Annotated in this window: 26 protein-coding genes; 6 read left to right on the forward strand and 20 right to left on the reverse strand. The window is 43.4% G+C overall.

Going from position 1 to position 21864, the window contains the following annotated elements; genetic code table 11:
• Positions 1-455: 455 nt before the first annotated feature.
• The 11 genes from B5F07_RS19805 to B5F07_RS19860 form a co-directional block, all read right to left on the reverse strand.
• A complete protein-coding gene (locus B5F07_RS19805; RefSeq protein WP_087162937.1) occupies positions 456-686 on the reverse strand; it encodes a type II toxin-antitoxin system MqsA family antitoxin in 231 nt (76 codons plus the stop codon).
• 372 nt (positions 687-1058) lie between these two features.
• Complete coding sequence (locus B5F07_RS19815; RefSeq protein ID WP_087162939.1) at positions 1059-1697, reverse strand: recombinase family protein; 639 nt, start codon at positions 1695-1697, stop codon at positions 1059-1061.
• Positions 1694-2596, reverse strand: coding sequence for a DUF5688 family protein (locus tag B5F07_RS19820; protein WP_087162940.1), 903 nt, complete (start codon positions 2594-2596; stop codon positions 1694-1696). Before B5F07_RS19820 ends, B5F07_RS19815 begins: the two co-directional genes overlap by 4 nt.
• Before the next feature lie 126 nt (positions 2597-2722).
• Positions 2723-3700 (reverse strand): DUF5688 family protein, encoded by a 978-nt coding sequence (locus tag B5F07_RS19825; protein WP_087162941.1) that lies wholly within the window; start codon positions 3698-3700, stop codon positions 2723-2725.
• 21 nt (positions 3701-3721) lie between these two features.
• On the reverse strand, positions 3722-3955 hold the full coding sequence (locus B5F07_RS19830; protein ID WP_087162942.1) for a hypothetical protein: 234 nt from the start codon (positions 3953-3955) through the stop codon (positions 3722-3724).
• 31 nt (positions 3956-3986) lie between these two features.
• Positions 3987-4802, reverse strand: a complete 816-nt coding sequence (locus B5F07_RS19835) for a recombinase RecT (RefSeq protein WP_087162943.1) — start codon at positions 4800-4802, stop codon at positions 3987-3989.
• 82 nt (positions 4803-4884) lie between these two features.
• The gene (locus B5F07_RS19840; protein WP_087162944.1) at positions 4885-5811 is read right to left on the reverse strand and encodes a YqaJ viral recombinase family nuclease; all 927 of its coding nucleotides are present in this window, start codon (positions 5809-5811) and stop codon (positions 4885-4887) included.
• A gap of 54 nt (positions 5812-5865) precedes the next feature.
• Entirely contained in the window at positions 5866-6798 is a 933-nt protein-coding gene (locus B5F07_RS19845; RefSeq protein ID WP_087162945.1) for a DUF932 domain-containing protein, read from the reverse strand.
• 291 nt (positions 6799-7089) lie between these two features.
• A complete protein-coding gene (locus tag B5F07_RS19850) occupies positions 7090-8397 on the reverse strand; it encodes a YARHG domain-containing protein (RefSeq protein ID WP_087162946.1) in 1308 nt (435 codons plus the stop codon).
• A 5-nt stretch (positions 8398-8402) separates the two neighbouring features.
• Positions 8403-9086 carry a zinc ribbon domain-containing protein gene (locus B5F07_RS19855; protein WP_087162947.1) on the reverse strand — a complete coding sequence of 228 codons (684 nt, stop codon included), beginning with the start codon at positions 9084-9086 and terminating at the stop codon, positions 8403-8405.
• 22 nt (positions 9087-9108) lie between these two features.
• Positions 9109-9693 (reverse strand): zinc ribbon domain-containing protein, encoded by a 585-nt coding sequence (locus tag B5F07_RS19860; protein ID WP_087162948.1) that lies wholly within the window; start codon positions 9691-9693, stop codon positions 9109-9111.
• A 230-nt stretch (positions 9694-9923) separates the two neighbouring features.
• Between B5F07_RS19860 and B5F07_RS19865 the strand changes: the two genes are divergently transcribed.
• A complete protein-coding gene (locus tag B5F07_RS19865; RefSeq protein WP_087162949.1) occupies positions 9924-10205 on the forward strand; it encodes a helix-turn-helix domain-containing protein in 282 nt (93 codons plus the stop codon).
• 189 nt (positions 10206-10394) lie between these two features.
• Here the strand turns inward: B5F07_RS19865 and B5F07_RS19870 are convergent, their stop codons facing one another.
• The 4 genes from B5F07_RS19870 to B5F07_RS19885 are packed head-to-tail and all read right to left on the reverse strand — an operon-like array spanning position 10395 to position 12742.
• Positions 10395-10616 (reverse strand): hypothetical protein, encoded by a 222-nt coding sequence (locus B5F07_RS19870; RefSeq protein WP_087162950.1) that lies wholly within the window; start codon positions 10614-10616, stop codon positions 10395-10397.
• 27 nt (positions 10617-10643) lie between these two features.
• Positions 10644-11234 carry a peptide chain release factor H gene (prfH, locus tag B5F07_RS19875; protein ID WP_087162977.1) on the reverse strand — a complete coding sequence of 197 codons (591 nt, stop codon included), beginning with the start codon at positions 11232-11234 and terminating at the stop codon, positions 10644-10646.
• 4 nt (positions 11235-11238) lie between these two features.
• On the reverse strand, positions 11239-11610 hold the full coding sequence (locus tag B5F07_RS19880) for a hypothetical protein (RefSeq protein WP_087162951.1): 372 nt from the start codon (positions 11608-11610) through the stop codon (positions 11239-11241).
• Between the two features lie 16 nt (positions 11611-11626).
• Positions 11627-12742, reverse strand: coding sequence for an RtcB family protein (locus B5F07_RS19885; protein ID WP_087162952.1), 1116 nt, complete (start codon positions 12740-12742; stop codon positions 11627-11629).
• 693 nt (positions 12743-13435) lie between these two features.
• On the opposite strand from B5F07_RS19885, the gene B5F07_RS19890 reads away from it, so the two are divergent.
• The 3 genes from B5F07_RS19890 to B5F07_RS19900 are packed head-to-tail and all read left to right on the forward strand — an operon-like array spanning position 13436 to position 14400.
• A complete protein-coding gene (locus B5F07_RS19890; RefSeq protein ID WP_087162953.1) occupies positions 13436-13699 on the forward strand; it encodes a hypothetical protein in 264 nt (87 codons plus the stop codon).
• Positions 13692-14207, forward strand: a complete 516-nt coding sequence (locus B5F07_RS19895) for a hypothetical protein (protein WP_087162954.1) — start codon at positions 13692-13694, stop codon at positions 14205-14207. The genes B5F07_RS19890 and B5F07_RS19895 overlap by 8 nt, the downstream gene beginning before the upstream one ends.
• Positions 14208-14217: 10 nt before the next feature.
• The gene (locus tag B5F07_RS19900; protein WP_087162955.1) at positions 14218-14400 is read left to right on the forward strand and encodes a helix-turn-helix domain-containing protein; all 183 of its coding nucleotides are present in this window, start codon (positions 14218-14220) and stop codon (positions 14398-14400) included.
• A gap of 129 nt (positions 14401-14529) precedes the next feature.
• On the opposite strand, the gene B5F07_RS19905 is transcribed toward B5F07_RS19900, so the two are convergent.
• Together B5F07_RS19905 and B5F07_RS19910 are read right to left on the reverse strand one after the other, a co-directional pair.
• Complete coding sequence (locus B5F07_RS19905; protein WP_087162956.1) at positions 14530-14799, reverse strand: UPF0175 family protein; 270 nt, start codon at positions 14797-14799, stop codon at positions 14530-14532.
• 8 nt (positions 14800-14807) lie between these two features.
• Entirely contained in the window at positions 14808-16547 is a 1740-nt protein-coding gene (locus tag B5F07_RS19910; RefSeq protein WP_087162957.1) for an AAA family ATPase, read from the reverse strand.
• A gap of 144 nt (positions 16548-16691) precedes the next feature.
• Here B5F07_RS19910 and B5F07_RS23225 point away from each other — a divergent pair, with 144 nt between their 5' ends.
• A complete protein-coding gene (locus B5F07_RS23225; protein WP_242972609.1) occupies positions 16692-16865 on the forward strand; it encodes a hypothetical protein in 174 nt (57 codons plus the stop codon).
• Between the two features lie 213 nt (positions 16866-17078).
• Entirely contained in the window at positions 17079-18593 is a 1515-nt protein-coding gene (locus B5F07_RS19915) for a DUF5060 domain-containing protein (RefSeq protein ID WP_087162958.1), read from the forward strand.
• Positions 18594-18755: 162 nt separating this feature from the next.
• On the opposite strand, the gene B5F07_RS19920 is transcribed toward B5F07_RS19915, so the two are convergent.
• From B5F07_RS19920 to B5F07_RS19930, 3 genes are read right to left on the reverse strand one after another with little or no spacing between them, the layout of a single operon-like run.
• Complete coding sequence (locus B5F07_RS19920) at positions 18756-20126, reverse strand: sodium-dependent transporter (RefSeq protein WP_087162959.1); 1371 nt, start codon at positions 20124-20126, stop codon at positions 18756-18758.
• A gap of 60 nt (positions 20127-20186) precedes the next feature.
• Positions 20187-20597, reverse strand: coding sequence for a PaaI family thioesterase (locus tag B5F07_RS19925; protein ID WP_442911418.1), 411 nt, complete (start codon positions 20595-20597; stop codon positions 20187-20189).
• A gap of 47 nt (positions 20598-20644) precedes the next feature.
• Positions 20645-21613 carry a helix-turn-helix domain-containing protein gene (locus tag B5F07_RS19930; RefSeq protein ID WP_087162961.1) on the reverse strand — a complete coding sequence of 323 codons (969 nt, stop codon included), beginning with the start codon at positions 21611-21613 and terminating at the stop codon, positions 20645-20647.
• Positions 21614-21864 lie beyond the last annotated feature (251 nt).

Below are 21864 nucleotides of genomic sequence, written 5' to 3' on the forward strand. Positions count from 1 at the left end.
TCAAGCAGCTTATCTTTTAGCAGATAACTGTCCAACTAAAAGTAGAAGGGGGATTTTCGCCCTTTCGCAACTTACAGATACACCAAAACAAATTAGCACAACAGGTTAACTTATTGATATTATATGCAGGCTGTCCCAATATAGAACTTTTTCAGAAAATATTCTTAATATTTAATTGATAAAACAAACCCTTTTGGGAAAAATTTTTTATTCTGGGACACTTTCTTGCAATTTCTACTTTTTAACACCAGACCTCCAGATGGTGATCAGATAAGGAATAAATCGGTCACATTTGCTTGAATACTAAACAAGGGAGACTGACAAACTGGGACTCTTATTATCCGCAGTCTATCAGTCTCTACATGATAGCTGTTAAAGCCATTCTGTGCCTCGCTATTTCATACCGTTCCAAAGCATTATTCCCTGACGCCAGAAACTGATCTGCTTTGCCACATTTACGCTGCCGTAGCATAATCCAGAATGTAAATCTTACTTGCTATTTTTTCAATTCCATCCAGAATATCATCGATCTTCTCTGCTGCAGACGACTTTAAAAATTCATCTCCACACTGGCTGCATTTCATACAAGGGACATTCTCAATAATCACATAGCAATCATTTAATTGTGCGAAATATGTTGTTTTTGCTTCTTCCATTTCTCCATATTTGCAGCTCATGCATTTCATTATTTTCTCTCCCTTCTCGTCTTTAAATCATCTTCAAATTTCAAAGTATCCGGATATTGTTCTATTAATTTATCACTTCTCCCCCGTGATTATTGTAAGATCTATCTATGTACTAATTATATCAATATTTTTATAATGCAACAATCCTCACCTAAAGGAATTCCACAAATGCTGAACTGTTCTGACTATTGTCTACGATAACAAAAACCGGATAGCCCGAAAGAATAATATATGGAATACATATTAGAATATCCTTTGCAAGATTCCGAAACGTATTCTGTCCCACAACCTCTACTTTCTGACAGAACTGCTTTTGTCCCGGCAGGTCTGTATCAAAACTATGTTTTCGGATTTTGACAGATATATCAAAAATCATGCGCTTTTTGAATCACTCTCATACTTTCGCGCCATCCGGTAGAATGTACTGCTTGACAGTCCCATTTTTTTCATTGCCTCTACCGCTGTAATCTCATCCCGTTTCCATTGGGCATATATTTCACCAAACTCCTCCGGCTGTTTTTTTTTGGGTCTGCCCAGATGTTTTCCTTTCGCTTTTGCAGCCTCGATTCCTTCTCTTTGTCTTTTTCTGATCATAATTCTCTCTTGTTCTGCTAAACTTCCCAAAACCTCTATAAGGATATTCTCCGTCATCCGTATAAGCCACTGCTGTCCATCCGGAACCTCTATCAGTGATGTCGGAAGATCTAAAATTTTCAGCCGCACCTTCTTCTCTTGGAACCACTGCAGTTCATTCTTTATATCTTCCTTGTTTCTTGACAGCCGATCCAGAGATGTAATAACAAGCGTATCTCCTTCCCGTAAACCCAAAGCTCCCTTTAAAGCCTGATAAGCCGGACGTTCCAGATCTTTCCCACTGGACTTATCCGTCAGGATGTTCTCCTCTTCCACGTACTCTTTCAGCGCCAGAATCTGCCTGTCTAAATTCTGCTCCCTGCTGCTTACTCTTGCATAACCAAATGTTCTTCCCTGATTTTCTGTTTCCTTTTTCATCCTGCAATTACAACCTTTCCGCTTCCCAGTTCATAATGATAGACCGAATCCGACAGCCTCTCCTCCGGTTTCACAAACAGGCGGTTCGTATCTGTCACGCACTCCTTCATCTCTTCCAGACTGACTTCAACATTATCCGGCATCAGCATAACCTCATTTACAGAACTTGGGAAGATAAATATCCCGCAGTGATGCTTTTGTCCGAGCTGTTCCAGAATATCGGTACGGAACATCCCGGATGCTCCCCTGTTGCAAAAACGGTTGGTCAGCATATATAAATTTTCCTCGCCTTCCTCCTCTTCCGGCACCTCTTCCCCCAGATACCGGAGAATCCATCTGAGGAAATCCCCTGTAGACACAACCTCAAATCTCTCTTTTCGGAAAAGCGCTTCTGCCTGCTCCCACATCTGCTCCTCTGTAATTCCCCAGAGCGGAAGCATTGACTGCCTGACCACAAGCGATACAATGCCGCTCCCGCTTTCTTTAAATACAAGCCTGCAGTACACTGCCAGATCGAGTATCTTCCTGTGCAGTGTGTTCTCCAGAAAACTGCTCTCCCGTTCCGCATTTACCACCTCAATCCGAAGATAATTTTTCATTCTTTCCCAGTTATGAAAGTCCCTGCTCACAGCTAACCGCTGCATCACACCGCAGTTTTCTACTATCAGGGTGGTACACCGGTCAAGGGATTTTCCACCCAGATACTCCGCATATAAACCGCCCAGGGAAAGTGCTGTAATGATTTCATCGTTTTCCTCCGGAATATACAAAATTTCCTGTCTTTGTTTCCCGTTTTTCCCTTCAACGAACGTCTCTCTAATCACGGCATTTTTTCCTGTTTTCTCCCGAATTTTTTCAAGGAGCTGTTCCTTAAATTCCTCATATTTTAATTTTAGCATTGCTTATTCTCCTTAATCTGTTTCTTCCATTTAATGGCTGTTTAATCACAGTAACGAAAACAGCCCACAGGTTTTCTTCCCATGGGCTGCTCATTTACAATTCTTCTGTTGCTCCAGGTTAAATTTTCAAAGTCCCAGTGACTTCTCTGCTTCATCCGCAGAAAGCCATCCTTCCTCTCTTGCTGACTCCTCGCCTTCTTCCAGTTTGGATAAAATTATTTCAAGCTTCTTCTGTCCCCTGCGGTAATAATAAATATTCTCCGAAAGATCCCCCTCGTCCGGGTAAAACTCATTATTCTTCTTAACCAGTGTCCGCAGAAACTCCGGTGTCTGGTTACCCCTGTCAGGAATTACGAGCACCTCATTCACAGAACTGGGCAGAACAAAGAGGTCTGCTTCTTTCTGCTCTGCGAATTTCTCCAACAGGTCAAACCGGAGCATTCCCACAGCCCCGCTGCAGCGGTACTCATTTGTGAGGATATAAGTTTCATCTTTACAGGGTGGCAGCTTTAATAATTTTTCCAGAATCTTTCCGCTGATTCCGATTGCTTCATCGATATGCCGGATCCAGAACTTTTCCTTCCGGAAACTGCTCCGGGCTGCTTCCCACAGCTCCTCTTCCCCGACTCCCAGATAGTGGAGCATGCTCTTCTTAACCGCTGTACTTGCCGTGCCATTTTCATTTTCTGCCAGAATAACCCTGCAGTATACAGCCAGATCCAGGTATCTCTTATGTGGAATATTTTCCAACTCAGCTTGATTTCTTTTCAAATTAGCGACCCTTACCACAATTCTCGGCTTTACCACTTCCCAACTTTCAAAATACTGTTCCATATGCAGATCCATCATGGAGTGGTACAGCCCGGTCACGAATCCGACACAGGCAGAAAAATCTCCGCACATACAGTACTGTTCATAAAGGCTTTCCACATAAACAAGCGGTTTCAGACCTCCGGTATTTCCGTGAATTCCTATGGTTTCTTTCAGAATCCCGTTATTCTTATTCACGGGAATAACCTCAGCTTCTCCATCTTCTCCCAACCTCTCACTGACCTGCCGGAGCAGTTCCTTTTTAAATTCTTCATATTCCATTACCGTTTTCATCGTGTATTTCCCCTTTCTTCTTTATCCCAGTGCTTCCGACAGAAGCCGGATGCAGAACCGGAAACCGTTTACAAATCCCTGCTCCTGACCAATGATAACGGCATTGCACAGCAACAGCTCCAGTCTCTCCTTATCCAGTTCCTCTATGGGTGTTCCTATGAGTGCGGATAACCGGTCGCTCATAACCGAATCATCCGCTCCTGTTTCTTCCTGCATTTTAGCGTAGACTTGTTTATATATTTTTTCAATCAGCATAATTCCTCCTAAAACTTTTTACCCGTTCCATTCATGCACTCTGCTCTGTATAGTCAGCGTCAAAGATATTCTCTCCCTGTATGTCTGACATTTCCTCTCCGATTTCATTCTTAATCGTTTCATCCGCAGATAAAGCCCTTCTGAAATCAGCCCTAACCGGGGCATACTTGAGAGCCTGCTTAATCACGGTCTTTTTCGCCATGGCTTCATAGTTGGTTTTCCACGGACTGAAGGAAGAATCAAAAGATTTCGAATATTCCTTCGCGTATGCATCCACAGCCTCCTTACTCATCACTTCAAAACCGAACCCACCGTTTACAAGCTTAAAGAGACCATAGAAAAGCCGGATCTCTCCGCGGTCTGTAAGCGCCGGTCTGTGCTCCAGTTTCGGATTCAGACCAAGTTCATATTCGAATTCATCATTCTCATAGACCGTCTGTGCCGAAACGATCTGCATCTGGGGATTCCGGTATGCCAGATCGATCAGCCCTTTATAACCGATCTGGAACTGGCACTCCATAACTTGCTTATTGTTATACGGGATAAGGTAAGCCTGACCCAACGGTGTGTTCGGCTCCAGACCGAGCTGTGCCGCATTCATCAGCGCAGCAAGGAAACTCATCTGGGTACATTCCTGCAGTTTCGGAGTTGTATTCAATGCTGATAATGCCATCCTCGTGAATCGCTCCGGTGTAATGACTTCCGGCAGAGCTTTCTTAATCTCCGGTGTCATTGCTTTTATCAGGTCTGCAATGCTCATGGACTTCTTCAACTTTGTTTCTCCTGCCGTGGTTTCTGCTTTTTTGGCAAGTTCCTCTTTTACACTGTTTGTGGCTCTTGGCGCCATAATCTAATCCTCCTTCAATAGAATCCTTAAAATCCAGTATAATAATCTCTCCCTGTGCTTCATGCCTGTCTCCATCCGGATGCTATGCCGCCCTGACAGTGAATCTCCGGCTTACCGTTTCCCGGCGGTACTTCCTGTAGATCTCCGGATTTTCTTCCTTTAAGCGCTTTTCGTCCAGACTGCTCCTGCTTACGTTCTTCCAGGAAACACGGAAATGTTCATTCTCCGCTGTTTCCGCATCCCCAAGATATATTTTCAGTTCCTGGTCGATTTGTTTCTTTTCTGTCTCCATCCGCTCCATAATCCCCACAAGCTCCTGTCTGCGACGGAGTTTATCGTCAAATCCGGTAAGCGGTATGCTCCTTCCGCCTGTCTCCGGGAAATATTCCGCAATGACCTGCTCCGCTGTTTTCGAGCCGTCCGGATCCGGCATAATTCCGGCTTTGACGTGATTTTCCCAGAAACTCTTTTCAATCCGGATCAGGTTGTCGATAATCTGCTCGTCCCGCTCAATCCGGTAATACTTGAACTCCTTCCCATAGATCAGGACGGCAATGTACCAGGCATCCGCATGACACACGGACATATAATGGTAGCACTGAATCTGGTAGGAAAGCGGAATCCTGCCATCCTGCCATTTGTCTGCCATGTAGGGGCTTGCCGTCTTGCACTCAAGACCGGCATTTTCCCCCGTAACCATCCGGTCAACATCCGCCAACATAAATGGATTTGCCTCATCGTAGAACATGGCATTTGCCCGCCTGACCTTTTTCCCGGTTGCCTCTGTAAACCTTCCTGCCACATAAGCCTCAAATTCCCTGCCCTGACGCATGGCTTCATTGTCGATCTCTTCAGTCTCTCCGGAAGTCTTATCGTAATATACCTGGATTGCGGTGCGGTACGGGTTAAACCCGCACACCGCACCTGCATCAGAGCCTCCGATTCCCTGTTTCCGGTATTTCAGCCATTCCTTCCTGTCCAGATTCAGCGTGGATACTAATTTTTTCATGGTTCTGTTCCTCCTCTCCTTTCTTCTTTCTTCATTCTGTAATCCATTCCTTTTCTATGCGGCAGATACAAGCTGATAAGCCTTATCGATCAACGGATTTCCTTCCACTGTCCTCGCAAACAGGTTTTCCCTGTAATTTACCGTTTTCCTCAGGGGCTTGGCGTGGGTGGCAAAATCTGAGACTGCATTTATGAAGCGGTAGGCATTCTTTCCGGTGTCCTGCAGATCCGGGGCTTCAAAATACCGGAGCTTCATATCCTCCTGCAGACGCTTCATGTTCCTGATCTGCTGCGGGGTAGATCCGTCCTCAACGGGCAGGAGAATTTCTATATACTCCTTCACCTGCTGATCCGTCAGCTTTTTCATGCGGAGGGCTTCAAACTCCCTGCCCAGTTCATCCATATATTTCTCCGCCCGGAAAAGCGTGTTCCTGGCTTCCTGCATCTTTGCCTGGATGTCCCCGGTATGGATCATAGACCAGGAGCGTTTCGCCGTATTCAAAGCCAGGTTGAGCGTATTATTACACACTACCCGGATCGGCGTAAGGGCAACCTTGATGGAGCTGGAGCCGTCATGGGTGTTGGAGAACAGCAGATAGGGGCTGATCCGCTCCCCGGAGATGATATATTCATGGGGCATACGCGCCAACAGCCATACCTTCCGTCCTCCCTGTAGGCTTCCTGCCGTCTCATAACGCACACCCTGACCGAGCAGTTCATCTGTAAAGGCAAACGCCTCCCGGTTCTGGATCACCTTATAGCGGTCTGTCACCACACCCAAAACACTGCGGTCAGAATCCCGGATATTTGCTTTATACCCGGAAATCGGCTCCCCGGTGTCGGTATAGATCGGTTCCTGGACGACATTCCAGTCCAGACCCGCCACAATCAGCGCTTTCCGGGAATCCGGAGCTTCCATCACTTTTGTTCCCAGTCCATGCCACGGGGTTTCTCTTACATAAAACATAGTTTCTACATTTGCTGCCATTGTTTCCTTCCTCCTTCGATTATTTACTTTCAGATTTGTTCTTTTTTCCTTGTGTTTCTTTTCTGGTTTTCCGGTTTATGGCACCGGAATTTTACTGTGTTCCCGTCCTAATCGTCATCGCTGATAATCTTGTACACGGTCACTGCACAGGCAAGCACAGCGATCAGGATTCTGCCTGCATCCATTGGATTCCTCCCTTCTGTAAAAGAAAAAAGGTGAAGCCCCGAAAGGCTTCACCGCATGGTATTGCTTCATGGATATAATATGTAATTGAATTTCAGATATTTACTATTAATTAAATTCCGTAGGTCTTGTATAGCTTCTGCTTTCTGTCACATCATTGATTACGGCAGCCTCCATTCCAGTAATTTCACCGGAGTTGGTCACATACATATTTTCCGGATCTGACCATGTAAAAGTAATTGTAAAACCATAAGTTGTTATTTGAGCAGTACATTCATCTATAATTTGCGCCTGTTCTGTCATAACCCCTGGCATGCCCTCTAAAGTTCCAAGTGAAAAAGTCAAGGTATCATCCGTAATATTAGTAATGTCAAAACGTCCTGTAATTCCATCTTCCAATGGATCAATACAGATATATGTACCTTCCAAACCAATAAAATCCTCATGGACATTGTTTAATTCATCTTCAATAGTTTTTATCAAATTAACATTTGCTTTTTCGTATTCATTAAAAACCGAATCCGAATTGAAGTCAGAAACAGATATTGTCCCTTCATACCATGGCATTTTATCAAAATAGTCTTGCAGATCGGCAGAATCAAAGATCACCCCATGGCGTGCAAATATCTCATTGCGCCCTATTCTGAGCGTATCCGCATCATATAATCTCACTTCGTCCTCTGATAAATATTCGCTATCACTATAAGGGAAAATATATACCTGTTCCAAATATTCATCCAAATCTTCTTTTGTAAGCTGTCCGGAGATAAGCTCAGTAATCTGATTATTATTTGAGCGAATTCCTACCCCCATTCTACTTGTGCGGTTAACATAAATTGCTTCTCCATCAGAAGTACCTGTTGATTCATATGTATCTTTCAATAATATATCAGCTTCGTCTAAGCTCATACCACCTCTAATTCCATGAACAGAAGGCAGATAGTCTTCAGATCCTGTTACCACTATACGATTGGCATTTCCCTCTGAATCAAACTCCGCATACACTTTACCATTCAGTAATTCGCATCGATTGGTGTCATTATTAAAAACAAAACCTAATTCTTGCAGTTCCTCTGCTGTTTTCCCTATCAATGTTTCAAGGTCCAAATCTGAATAATTTTCTTGCTCTTCTGTGCCATCACTAACATTGATTTTCTCGTTATTTTCACTTTCATTTTCCGAACCACTAAGACTCCCAATAATAAATAAAAAAACGATTATAGCAACAAAAACACCTAAAATAGTCAAAAGGATCTTCTTAAATCCTCCTTTTGCTTTTGCATTTTTACGATTGTCGCTTATATCAACAGTTTTTTTCTTTTCATCATCTTTTAGATCTTTCTTTAATGTTGCTCCACAATAGGGACATTTAACCCACTCATCCTTAACTTCTTTACCACAGTTAACACAATACATAACCCTCACTCCTCCTGATAAGTTAATATAATTATTGCACCATCCATGTAAAGAACCCCAAAATCATCTTCTCCTTGAAAAACTCCTGCGGCATAACCATAATCACCCTCTATCACATTTCCAACTGCCACTCCATTGGTATCATAAGCAGATTTTCCATCGTATTTGACTTCTATCCCACCTTGTCCGTCCCAAAGTCCAATAATAATACTATCCATCACAGTAGAGAAACTGCCTTCTAATACGATATCTTTCCCTACATACATATCGGGATTTCTGTTTAACTCTTCGGGAGTAACTGAAATACAACTCTCTAAATATTCAGCTACTGTCTGCGATCCATCCGAATTTTCCTGTGTTGATTCTCCGTTATTGCTTTGATTATCATTCTCTACTATATTGTAATCGTATCCATCATAATAGTCATCAGAATCAGTGCTTGGTTTTCCGATATCAGTTATAGTTGACATTGGTATTTGTGCTAAAATATAAAACACTATAATTGCGACAATGATTGTACCTATTTTTTTCCATTTTGGCTTTTTCTTTTTGATATTTTTTTCATTGTTTAAAACAGAAGACTTAACTACCTGTGCTTCATCTTTATTATTTTCTTTAAGCTTAATTCCACAACTAGGACAAACTATCCAGTCTTCTTCTACTTGGCAACCGCAATTAGGGCAATACATCAGCTTACACCTCCTACAATACTTATGAAATTTTATTTTTTCTTCTCATTAGTTCTTTTTCAATTTGAATTACATCATCTTGATCAAAATAATAGATATACACTTTTCTTCCATCAACAAGCGATATTTCCATTGCCTTAGAGCAACTATCAATATAATTTAACAGAGCTATAATTAATGCAATAAGACATAAATAGAAAACTGATGTTACAATTCCTAATACAAAGAGAATTCCTGCTATTATATATCGTGTTTTATGAATTTTTCGTATTACTGCATGACGTTTATACTTTATTCGCTGAATATCCCGAGTCATAAACCTAGTATCAACAGGAGCACTGTAACTCTTTGTATTCATATAATTTCTAACCATCACTTCTTTTCCCTTTATGAAGATTTCACTAGTAAATCTCCGCTGTCCAGAAATTGTAAGTTCACCGGCATGCACTTCCATTCTAATTTCATACTCAGAAGTATCTTCGATATTAGCCTTGTCGCTAACCATATTCGGAGTGTCATGCGCTTTCATTTGCTCAACTGGTTCTCCACAATTCGGGCAGACCTTCCACTCCGGTTTTAACTCTTTTCCACATTTTACGCAAAACATGTTGTTTCCCCCTTAATCACACACCAAAAAAACTCATAACTCCCTCTCTGTCGAATAGTAGACTCCACAAAATGACCAACACTATTACTAGTATAACTATCATCCAAATTTTTTTCTTCATCTCATTCCTCCCAATGGGTATTTTTCTCTTAAAGTCTATTATATCAATACTAAAGTATTTTGTAAATATACCATGTGTTTAGTAGCCTTATTTTTAAAGGAGTGATTTAATGTTTGGAGACGTAATCAAAAAACTAAGAACCGCCCACAATTATTCACAGGTTCAACTGGCTGAAAAACTTGGTGTTTCAAAACAGACTGTATCAAATTGGGAAAATAATAATATTCTCCCTTCCATAGACATGCTGATCAGAATCTCCCGCTTTTTTTCAGTTAGCACAGATTATCTGCTTGAGATCGACACAAGACAATATATAGAAGTCACAGGGCTTACAGAAACAGAACTGACACATATCCAACAGATTATTCACGATATATTAAGAAAAAAATGAACCACCCCGCTGCAAGCAACGGGGTATCCGCTACTAGTTTCTTTTTTAGAACGTTGCAAGCAGCGGGGTATTAGACCCATGAGCGAATAAACTTATATGGGGCATCGCATAAAAATGCTGTGCCCCATACCCGTTTCAATCTAAAATATCTGATACTTTGTAACAGGATATATTCGCCTATACTTTTAATCAGTGTCTGATATTTCCCCGTTCGATATCATTATTCGTTTTTCTTTTTCCCATGCTTTCCTGCAAAATTTGTATTGCATATTTATACCCATCCATAAACGCCTCCTCCTGCAGTTTTTCAATTTCATTTTTCTCTTCACATTCCATTTCTCTTTTGACCTCCGAAAAATATTTAAAGCGGTAAAGACAATCCCTTACCGCTTCAAAATAATAATATATCATTACATCATCCTGCTTTTTCAGTTTTTCTCACTTCTTCCGCTTAAATGCCATCCCTTCATATACTCTGACCGGATTTCCCCTCTGAATCCGGTTATGCTCTCTCCATGCCGAATTCACCTGTTTTCCTGTTTCCGCCTTTTCCCTCTGTTCCAGAATTGCATTTAGCTTACGCAGTGCATCTCTTTTATTCGCAAACTGGCTTCTTTCCGCAGTGGATGTTACCGTTATCCCTGTCGGTATATGGATCAGGCGCACTCCTGTCTCCACCTTATTAACATTCTGACCACCTTTTCCACTGGAATGAAATCTCTCAAAACGGATTTCCTGCTCTTTGCTTACCTCTTCCTGCTCCGGAATTATACTCACGTCAATAAACCAGTTTTTTCTTTTATGATTCGGTCGGAATGGGCTTCTGCAGATCCACTGCACGCTCCCCTCCAACTCTGACAAGTCCCTCTCCGTCGAAAACCGGATCGATGTACTGCCGCCGCTTATCCGAGACTTGTGGACGGAAAGCAACTCAATTTCCGGATATTCTTTTTTCAAAGCTTCATAGAACTTGGACACCGCCAACTCACACTCTGCCGGTCCCTGACCGGAGCTGATCTGTACTATCATATTTTCACCCGCTTTCATCATTTTCTTCCAGTTCGTTGTTGTAAAACGCCTTCAGCTCCTGTCCCATATCGATAAGCTGCATTCTGTCATGATGGGAATAATCTACCGCTTTCCCATATGCACCTTTATATCTGTACAATGCTTTTCTTTCCTTGGTTTTTGTTTTTCTGGGACATCCGCCTGTAACAGCACCGTAATCATGTTTTGCTAACAGCCCTTCTTTTTCGCCAAATACAGCACTGTAAATCTTTCTTCTGTATGTCACAGAATGCTCGTATTCGTAACCATAAAATGTTCGCAGATTCTTTATATTTCTCTTTCTCTGTTTTATTTTCTTTTTCCTTACTGTAATCCTGTATTCTCTTGTCCTTTCCAAGTAAATGCTCCTTTTTCTAATTTTTCCCTGCCTTATAGTTATATACCGGTTTCAGTATATTCCGGATCTCTACCGTGTCTTTTACCGCCCCCAGGATTTCATCTATCCCACGGTATGCAAAAGGCGCTTCATCCAGTGTAGCCGCCCCGATACAACTGCTGTAGATCCCCTTCATTTCCTTCTTAAATTCCGAAACCGTATGCTTCTGTTTTACATCCTCCCGCTTCATGATCCTTCCTGCTCCATGAGGGGCAGAATAATTCCATTCCGGATTTCCCAGACCAGTTCCAAGGATCACGCCGTCCCTCATATTAATGGGAATGATTACCTTCTCTCCTGCATTTGCGGAAACCGCCCCTTTTCTAAGGATCATTTCCGCGCCGGAACCATCAATGTAATTATGGACAGACGAGAATTTCTCCGTCATCTTCCATTTCATTCCCCTGACCAGTTCATCCAGTATAGCAGCCCTGTTCAGAGCGGCAAACTCCTGTATGGTCTGCAGATCTTCCAGATAAGCGTCCCTGCAGTCACCTTCAAGGTATGTCAGCTCATAGGGGATCTGTTCCCCTCTGCTTTTCAGGATCTTCTGTCCTTCTTTCAGGTAATGCTCTGTGGCTTCATTTCCCAAATGACGGCTTCCCGAATGGATCACCACATAAAGCCCGCCCTGACTGTCCTGATCCAGTTCAATGAAATGATTTCCTCCGCCAAGACTGCCCAGACTGTGACGTGCCTTTTCCTTGTTAATCGCTCTGCAGCAGTTCAGCCGTTCAAAGTCAAACTCCTCAGCAAACCGGTGCGGTGTTCTCCTGATCTTTGTTCCCGCAGGAATATTCTTCCGGATCACTGAATCCATCTTACGGAATTCTGCTTTCTTCTGTTTCAGTTTTGCCACTGTGATCCCACAGCCGATATCAACCCCAATCACATTTGGAAGTATCCTTTTTCCAACGGTGGCGGTAAATCCTATGGTTCCCACTTTGCCCGGATGAACATCCGGCATGATCCGGATCCGGCTGTTCTCAAACGCCTCGTTATCACAGAGCATCCTGATCTGTGACAGGGCATAATCTTCTATTGTATCTGTGAATATGTTTGCGGATGCATAGATACCATCTACTGTTTTCATATTAATCCTTTCCCTCCAGGTTCTTCTCTGCGTAAAAAAGAGCGCAAAAAAGACACCCCTGATATCAGAGATGCCGGATTATCCAGTCATGGCATAAGATATTTATAAAACTGTCACGAGGACAATCCGCTCCCTGCTGTATTCTGCTGTTACGTTATTTTCCATTCTTACCTGTGTCATAATTGTCCTCCTTCCTTAAATCGATTGATCAGTTACAGGCAGTTGTGTATTCAACTGCCTTTTCAGTATAGGAAACATACAGGCTTTTGTCAATCTTTTTTCACTGATATATTAATACCCAGTATTCATTATTAAATATGTTTATTTCATATTATCCGATAAAATCTGATGTTAAAAAATAAAATCAACTAACAATAGAATAAATTGTTACCGAGGGTAACCGGATTTGTGGTACAAAAATTATTGCAGTGAACCAGATGTATGTAAATACACGATTCCTGACCGCTTAGAATACACCACAGAATATCCGGTTACCTGCTAAATAGTTAATTACATTATAGATACTCAATAAACAATACAGTTTATAGAATATCAATAATATAATAAGTATATTATATAAATATATATTATAATATTAATTATATTTATATATAAAGATCATCTGTAGTTAAAAATTATCAATGAATAACATCTCAATAAATATAATAAAATCAACCAGATAAGGAGAAAAAGATGAAATATTTAAAAGATTACACGGAAGTATACAAATTTCGGACAACTCCGTTACAGTCCGAAGCACTTAAAGAATATGCAAAAAATAACGGCTGCTCGATATCTGAAGCAATACGTGATTTATTATTCAGTGAACCGACTGATTTAGTTTTCAGAATTCAGAAAGAACTGATCAAGCAACGGGTATATAATCTTTTACAGAATACTAAAATGCCGGAACAGACAAGAAAAACATTGATTGAAGAGGTGAGCAAAATTGACTGATGTAAATATCAAATTCGTAAACGGCACATACCAGAATACAGACGCTATACATAATGCACTGTCTTATATCTTCCATCTTGACAGCAAAAAGCCACTACCGATCCGGTTCTATGGAGTAGTAAATATAGGATATCCCCCGGATCCGAAAAAGCTCATAGAAGCATTTGAAGAGAATTATTATTCACAGAATCCAAAATACATCCTGCCGCAGCAGCTCTGGCATATGCTCGTTACTATGCCATTCACATTAGATGAACCCTATGGAGACTATTTCTATATGGCAGACAGTATTGCCCGGATCTTCTCTTACGAATACCCGGTCTGTTATGCCTATCATACCGAAAATAAAACCACGGGAAATGAACACTCTCACTTTCACTTTATCATTTCTACCGCAAGTTATATTCCTGATTTCCCGGCACTTGATGAAAACAGAATGACTGAATATCTCACAAAAATAAAGGAAACTGCCGGATACTACAATGTAAATCTCACATTAAAGGAGTGAAACAGCAATTATGTTTGAGTCTTATGACGATATACTGACCATTACTGATGTTGCAGAAATCTTGAAGATAGGAACTACCCAGGCATATAAAATCGTCCGCGCCGGTCACTTGAAAGCCTATAAAGAAGGGAAAGACTGGAAGATTCCAAAACCCGCTCTTGAGAAATACATATTGGAGCAAAGCCGTTTCTAATTCAATGGAGCATGCCTATAAGAGAAAAGGGGGGGACATTTTCTGCTAATGCCCCCTGCTGTTTTCTGAAGAATCTCCAAACGCCCTATACCACAGAGCACAATCAACGGCGTTGAGTTTACAATCACTTTACGCATTATTCAGCTCCTCCAGAAATTCTTCCTTAGCATCATACTTAAAGATAGATATATGATTTTGTCCCAGATATTTTACGAACTCTTCTTCTGTCATCCCTGCAATTTGAGCACAATAACCGATTGATACGCCACTCTGAGTATAGTATCCTACCGCTACTGCACAGCTCGCAAAACGGTTTGCCTCTTCCCTGCTCATTTTTGTATCGAAAAGTACTTCATCTGGTATGCTAATCGCTATCTGGCACGTTATTAACACCTCCATGATTATTTTTATAAATTTTCATCCTCGGTTTCTTTTTCAACCATAATCCTGCATTTCTTTTTATTGCAGGCAATTCCATATTTCAAAATCGTGTGGCATCCTTCCTCTTTCAAAGCCTGTGCGTATCCACTCGCCTTAATCTGATCCAGGGCGCCCCTGCATACATAGTCGTAACGTGACTCTTCTGCATACTTGACTTCAATAACTATACCGATGCTTTCGTCTTCGATTTTGATAATAATGTCGCTGTATCCTTCCCCGGCTTCTTTATTTGAACGTACATACCATCCGTTTTTGTACCCAAGGATTCCCAGGAGGATACCGTGATAAAAGTTCTCTTTTGTCGGTTTCCTGGCAAAGGTATCTCGGATACTGATGGTTTTCCCGAGATAATCCGTAAACAGCCGCTCTGCATCCCCGGCATTCCCCGTCTGGAGTGCCTGACAGAATGCATCCAGAGTCTTTCCGTCCTGCTCTACATTTTTCCTGAACATTGTCATAATCTGATTTTTGAAAATATTCCGGATTTCCATATTGGGGATTGCCAGCTGATAGGTTCTGCCATCCAAGGTTCCCCTCTGGGTTAAATATCCGGTCGTAAACAGCACGCTCCAGATATTATCCGTCGTATCGTAAAGCCTGTTATAGGTCAGATCTTCATGAATCTCCTTCGCAACAGTCTCACCGGCAACCAGTGCTTCAATCTCACTTTTTGTCAGCCCATCGCCAATCCGTTCAATAAAGTGCCGGACAATATCATTACTGCTTGTATTCGACCAATAGTCCTGCGGCGGAAGATCCCGTCTGACCTGGAGTTTATTTACATAATTGATCACGTCCCAGGGGCAGTATACGTCGGTATCCCCAAACCGGTAACCGTCATACCATTCCCGGATCAGATCATACTTGTCCTCCAGATCGTAATAGCGCAGCATTCTCTTGACTTCCGAATCTGTAAATCCGAAATAGGAATCGCAGTCCTCGTCTGTTATCGAGAAAATACTTGGATTATTCAGTCCGGTAAAAATACTTTCCTTCGATACCCGCAGGCATCCGGTCAGTACAGCAAAATACAGGCTGTCATTTGTTTTCAGCACCTGCTCAAACATATTCCGGATCAGAAGAATCATCTCGTCGTAGTAATGACGCTCATTGGCTTTTGAAAGGGGAACATCGTATTCATCAATCAATACAATTACCTTTTCACCGAAATGCTTTTCCAACAGCATGGATAACGTTTTCAGACTTCCCATCAGCACGGCATCCGACATCAGGAATCCGCCTTCTGTCCCTGCGTCCACATTGACCAACTGGGCATACTGCTTCCGGTCAACTTCATTCAGTTTCTCACTTGCAGTAAACAGGTCGTAAAATCTGGAGGCTTCGTTTCCTACAACCGAACACATAAGAGCACGGGCAGTGGGGTAATCTGCTCCGTTGACCCCCTTCAAAGAAATAGAAACAACGGGATATTTCCCCATATATTTATTACACAGCTCCATATCAGAGCTGATTTCAAGCTCTTCAAAAAGCTTATCATCACAGCCGATTTCGAGAAAGCATTTCAACATACTCATGTTCAAAGACTTTCCAAATCGGCGCGGTCTTGTAAAAAGGTTCACCTTTCCCCGTCTCTGCAGCAGATCACGAATCATTGCCGTTTTGTCCACATAGTAATAGTCATCCGACCTTATCTCTTCAAAGCTTTCTATACCTACCGGGAGTCGCTTTTTACCTGTATCATACATCTTGCAATATCCCCCTTTATATTTCTGATAACGCCTCGCTTTTCCATACTACAGTTCTTATAGTAATCCATAATATACTCAAGCTGTTTTTATTTGTCCTTTATTATAACGTATTCGCTAAAATTTGTATACCGGATATCGTCAATGCTTTTCCGCATTATTCTCGCTACAAAGAGCGATGGTCATTTTATCTTTTTGTCTCTTCACCTCTTCAAGATGAACTGGCTGCTTATGTCGATCGTGCTGCTCTGCTTCATGGCGATGGCGCTGTATGCGGTGATCGGGGTGGTGGAGAAACTCTGCCGGAAGTGGTTCTGAGGGGATGCCCTGCCAGGACACATTCTCAGGAGCCGCTTTTTACCTGTATCATACATCTTGCAATATCTGTGAAATCCGGATAAGTATGCAACTCCGGAAATTAAGCATGTATTAAGTGTATTTCACTTAATATTTTCTTGTTGTTAAGTTCTCTCTTTGCTATGATATCATCATAGAATACAGATAACTCTGTCAGAACAAGGAGGTAACACGATGAAACGCTATGAGACATTTGAACTGACGTTCTCCGGTCCGGAACCGGAAGGCTCTCAGGCACTTGCAGATATTCAGGCAAAATTCAGTTGCGGGGATGAGACATGGAATGTAAAAGGATTTTATGATGGAAATGGTACTTACAAAGTCCGTTTTCTTCCGCAGAAGGAAGGACATTATACGTGGGCAGTATCCGGCGTTGTCAACGCGTCCGGTGAAGAAGACTGCACCGTATCCGAAACTGCACACGGCATGGTTCAGGCAGAAGGCACTCATTTTGTTTATCAGGACGGCACAAAATATCTGCCTTTCGGTACAACGATTTATGCCCTCGCCCACCAGTCTGAAGAACTGATCGAGCAGACGCTTAACACGCTTTCTACAGCGCCGTTTAACAAGGTGCGCCACTGCATCTTTCCGAAGCACTACGACTACAACCACAATGAGCCCCAGTTCTATCCTTTTGAAAAAGATGCGGACGGGAAATGGGATGTGCACCGCCCCTGCTTCGCATACTGGGCTCACTTTGAGAAAATCCTTAACCGTCTCGGAGAAATGGGGATAGAGACAGATCTGATCCTCTTCCATCCTTACGACCGCTGGGGATTTTCCAAAATGAGCATGGAGGAGAACAAGGTTTATCTGGATTACGCCTTAAGACGTCTCGCGGCTATTCCCTATATCTGGTGGAGCATGGCAAATGAATATGACCTGATGTTCCATCTGTCAGAGAACGACTGGTTTGAGATTGAAGACACGATCGTGAAAAATGATCCTTACGGCCATCTTCTGAGCAATCATAACTGCATCAAATTTTATGATTTTTCAAGACCTGCCATCACACATGTCTGCGTCCAGACTATTGCATTCTACAAAGCCGCGGAATGGATGGATCGCTACCAGAAACCGGTTGTCTACGACGAGTTCTGCTATGAAGGAGATATTCAGCACGAATGGGGAAATATTTCTGCATTTGAGATGACGAACCGTTTCTGGAAAGCCTGCTCTGTAGGCGCTTACGCGACTCACGGCGAGACATTTTTCTCTGAAGATGAGATTCTCTGGTGGGCGAGAGGCGGTGTTCTCAAAGGTGAAAGTCCAAAGCGGATCGCTTTTCTGAAGGATCTTCTCTACAGCCTGCCGTCACCGGTAGAACCATGGAATGAACCGAGAAAATTGGAGCCCGGACAGGAGGAGGAGCCTGTGAATGCCGCGGAGAATCCGTTTATTCATCTGTTTAACTCTGTTACAGACGAAAATGCGGAGTGTATCAAGATGAAAGGCGATAATTTTAACGGCCACTGCGGGGATGACGCTTTTCTGAAATACTTCAGCGGGCATCAGCCCAGCATTTCCTCGATCAATCTGCCGGAAAACGCTTCCTACCGGATTGATGTGATCGATGTGTGGAATATGACAAGGGAAACACTGATTGAAAAGGCAAGCGGGTATACAGATATGAAACTTCCCGGAAAAGAAGGGATTGCTGTGCTGGCGGTTAAAATAACAGAATAGGGGGGCTGCGCCCCCGGCTCCGTCCACAGTGCGGCAGCGGGATTCCGCGCTTCGCGCTCCATCCCGCTCACGGGCTGCGCCCTATGTGAGATAAAAAAAGAGATGACACATTCATGCAAGCATGATGAGTCATCTCTTTTTTATCTCCCGCACTGCTTGAGCCTAACCTGCAAATTTAGACCAATATCCCTGAATGAACAGGAACAGGACTATAAGCGGAACGATATAGGTTACGTAGATTCTGACTGCTTTCGGGAATTTGGGGCCTTCGCCGGTGTTGGCTTCTTTCAGGAAGTTATTCCAGCCCCAGCCGTAACGGCTTGTACAGAAGAGCACGTATATAAGGCTTCCGAGCGGCAGCAGGTTGTTGCTTACGATGAAATCTTCAAGGTCGAGGATTGCACTGCCCGGCCCGAAGGGCTCGAATCCGCTCAGCAGGTTATAGCCGAGTACACAGGGCATGGAAAGCACGATAATCGCCACCAGATTTACCGCTACCGCTTTTCCTCTGGAACATCCCGTCAGGTCCATGGCGAAAGCGATAATATTTTCAAATACTGCAATGATCGTGGACGCCGCCGCGAAGAACATGCAGATAAAGAATACCGCTCCCCAGATTCTTCCTCCTGCCATGGAGTTAAAGATATTCGGCAGGGTGATGAAGATAAGGTTCGGACCGCTGTCCGGGTTTACTCCAAACGCGAAACTTGCCGGGAAGATGATCAGTCCCGACGTAAAAGCAACGCAGGTGTCCAGAATCGTAATATAGATCGCCTCTCCCGGAAGGGTTCTCTTCTTGTCGATATAACTTCCGAAAATAGCCATCGCGCCGATACCAAGGCTCAGAGTAAAGAAAGACTGACCCATGGCGGCGGAGATTACTTCCATGATTCCCGCTTCTTTCATTTTGCCGAAATCAGGGAGAAGATAGAAACGTAGTCCCTCTCCTGCTCCGGGAAGCAGAATCGAGCGGACAGCCAGAATAATCAGCATGATGAACAAAAGCACCATCATCACCTTGGTAATTCCTTCCACACCTTTCTGCAGTCCCAGTCTGCAGACGCCAAAGCATAGGACAACGACAATAATCATAAGCACCGTCATCAGCACAGGCTCTCCCATAAGTTCTCCGAACTCTGTCTCAATCTGTGCAGTGTCCATTCCTTCGAATCCGCCTGCCCCCATCTTGAAGATATACAGAAGAAGCCATCCCCCGATGGTTGTGTAGAACATCATCAGAAGGTAATTGCCCGCGATACCGAAGAATTTGTACCAGTGCCATTTTGTCCCTTTCGGTTCCAGTCTGTCAAACGCAAGGGCGATACTTGCCTGGGAAGCACGTCCCACAGAAAACTCCATAATCATAATCGGCAGACCAAGAAGCACAAGGCAGGCCAGATAGATCAGCACAAACGCCGCTCCGCCGTACTGTCCGGTAATATACGGAAAACGCCAGACATTTCCCAGTCCGATGGCACATCCGGCCGAGATCAGGATAAATCCCAGCCTGGTGCCGAATTTCTCTCTTTTCATTCAGTAAGTTCCTCTCTTCCTTCTTATTTTTTAATTTTGCAAACATCCGGAGGCAGACACTCATCCCTTCCTGTGGCTCGTGTTAAAGCCCGTGGTATTTACAACGGCTGCCAGATTCCCCAGATCATCTTTCACTTCAATCCGGTAATAGCTTGTCGTCCTTCCGTTTTTCACACAGAATGCCTCTGCGCTTAAGACTTCCCCTTTTGCCGCGCCCAGATAGGCAATCTCGGAATTCAGGGAAACCGTCCCCACCTCCTGCCAGTTGGACGCCACAGCGAAGGCAAAGTCTGCCAGTGTAAAATACACACCGCCCATCACCGCACCCATGGCATTTCTGTGCCGGTCCTCAAGCTGAAGGATGCATTTTGCATAATGATCATCCACCTCGGCTATCACTGCACCGTTATCCGTGGCGAAACGGTCTTTACTGAATAAATCCACGATTTGTTCCGTTGGTTTCATGCCCATTTCCTCCTCGTAAAAACATCGTTTTCAGTATATCACAAAAAGCGGGCTCATCCTAGCAGAAAATCTCTTTCGTATGAAAGTTCATAAAAATTCTCAAACCGGTTCAGTCCCATAATATCCTGTCCGACAGAAGATTTTCTGTCGGGATGGCGCACTTTCTCCTTCTGCCACGCCCTCGGTGACATTCCCCGCTGCTGTGAAAACACACGGTAAAAGTTGCTCAGACTTGTAAACCCGCTCTTTTCCGCCACCTCCATAATATCCCAGTCGGTATTTTCCAGGTAGCCGCATGCTGCATTGATCCTTACCATATTCAGATAGTCAGAAAAGCTCACTCCGATCTGCTTTTTAAACATACGGTATACCGTGGGCTCGCTGACGCCGAGTTTGCCGGCGACCACTGCGGCGCTTAATTCTTCCGCAAAATCCCGGTTCAGGATTTCCAGACATTTTTCGAGGCTTTTCTGGGGTGCTCCGGCACGCAGATCATTCTTCTCTGCTACTTTTCTCTTATTGCGGGAAAGGTGCAGAAGTACATTGTACATTTCCCTGTGAAACCAGTCCCACTCCTCTTCGGAACACTCTTTTCCTCCGCTTCTGTCCGGCGTCAGAAGCCATGTCATTCTCCGCAGACTCTTTTTTACCGAAAGGATCTCCTCGTCCTCCCGGCTCTTTCTGCGCTCTCCCACAGTGGCCAGTTCGTACTGCTCATTCGCCTGCCGGTGCAGCATCGAAGCGTCAATCAGAACAATAATCTGAAGCCCGCCCCGGCTTCCGTCAAAGATCTCGTGGCTCATACCGCTGTCAATAGTCAGAATGTCTCCTTCCTCCATTTCCAGAACATTTCCTTCCAGACGCACGCGTATCTTCCCTTTCAGGCAAAAAAGGATCTCCAGACTGCTGTGCCAGTGCAGACCGTTGAAAAGGAGATTGCCCGCAAACGCCGTAGCCTTCATCTCCTCACTGTAAAAATGTCCGCTTTTGATCTCATAATATCCTTCCCTGCTTCCCGCCATATATACTGAGCCCCCTTCATTTGCCAGGAATCACCGGCCTCACTGTGCTGCACCTCCGCCATAACCGGACCTGAGGTGCGGCAGATCCGGTTCCGGACACTGAAAACCTGTATGTTACTTTTTCTGATTCAATCAATAACATAATCCGGGAATTTTTTCAACAGTTTTCTCACAATTATGATCGAATATTGGAAATATCGGATTGGATAAAGTAAGACTTTTATAAACTATCGTGGTATTCTTTAAGAAAA

It is taken from the genome of Lachnoclostridium sp. An169 (genome assembly GCF_002160525.1).
Classification (GTDB): domain Bacteria; phylum Bacillota; class Clostridia; order Lachnospirales; family Lachnospiraceae; genus Mediterraneibacter; species Mediterraneibacter cottocaccae.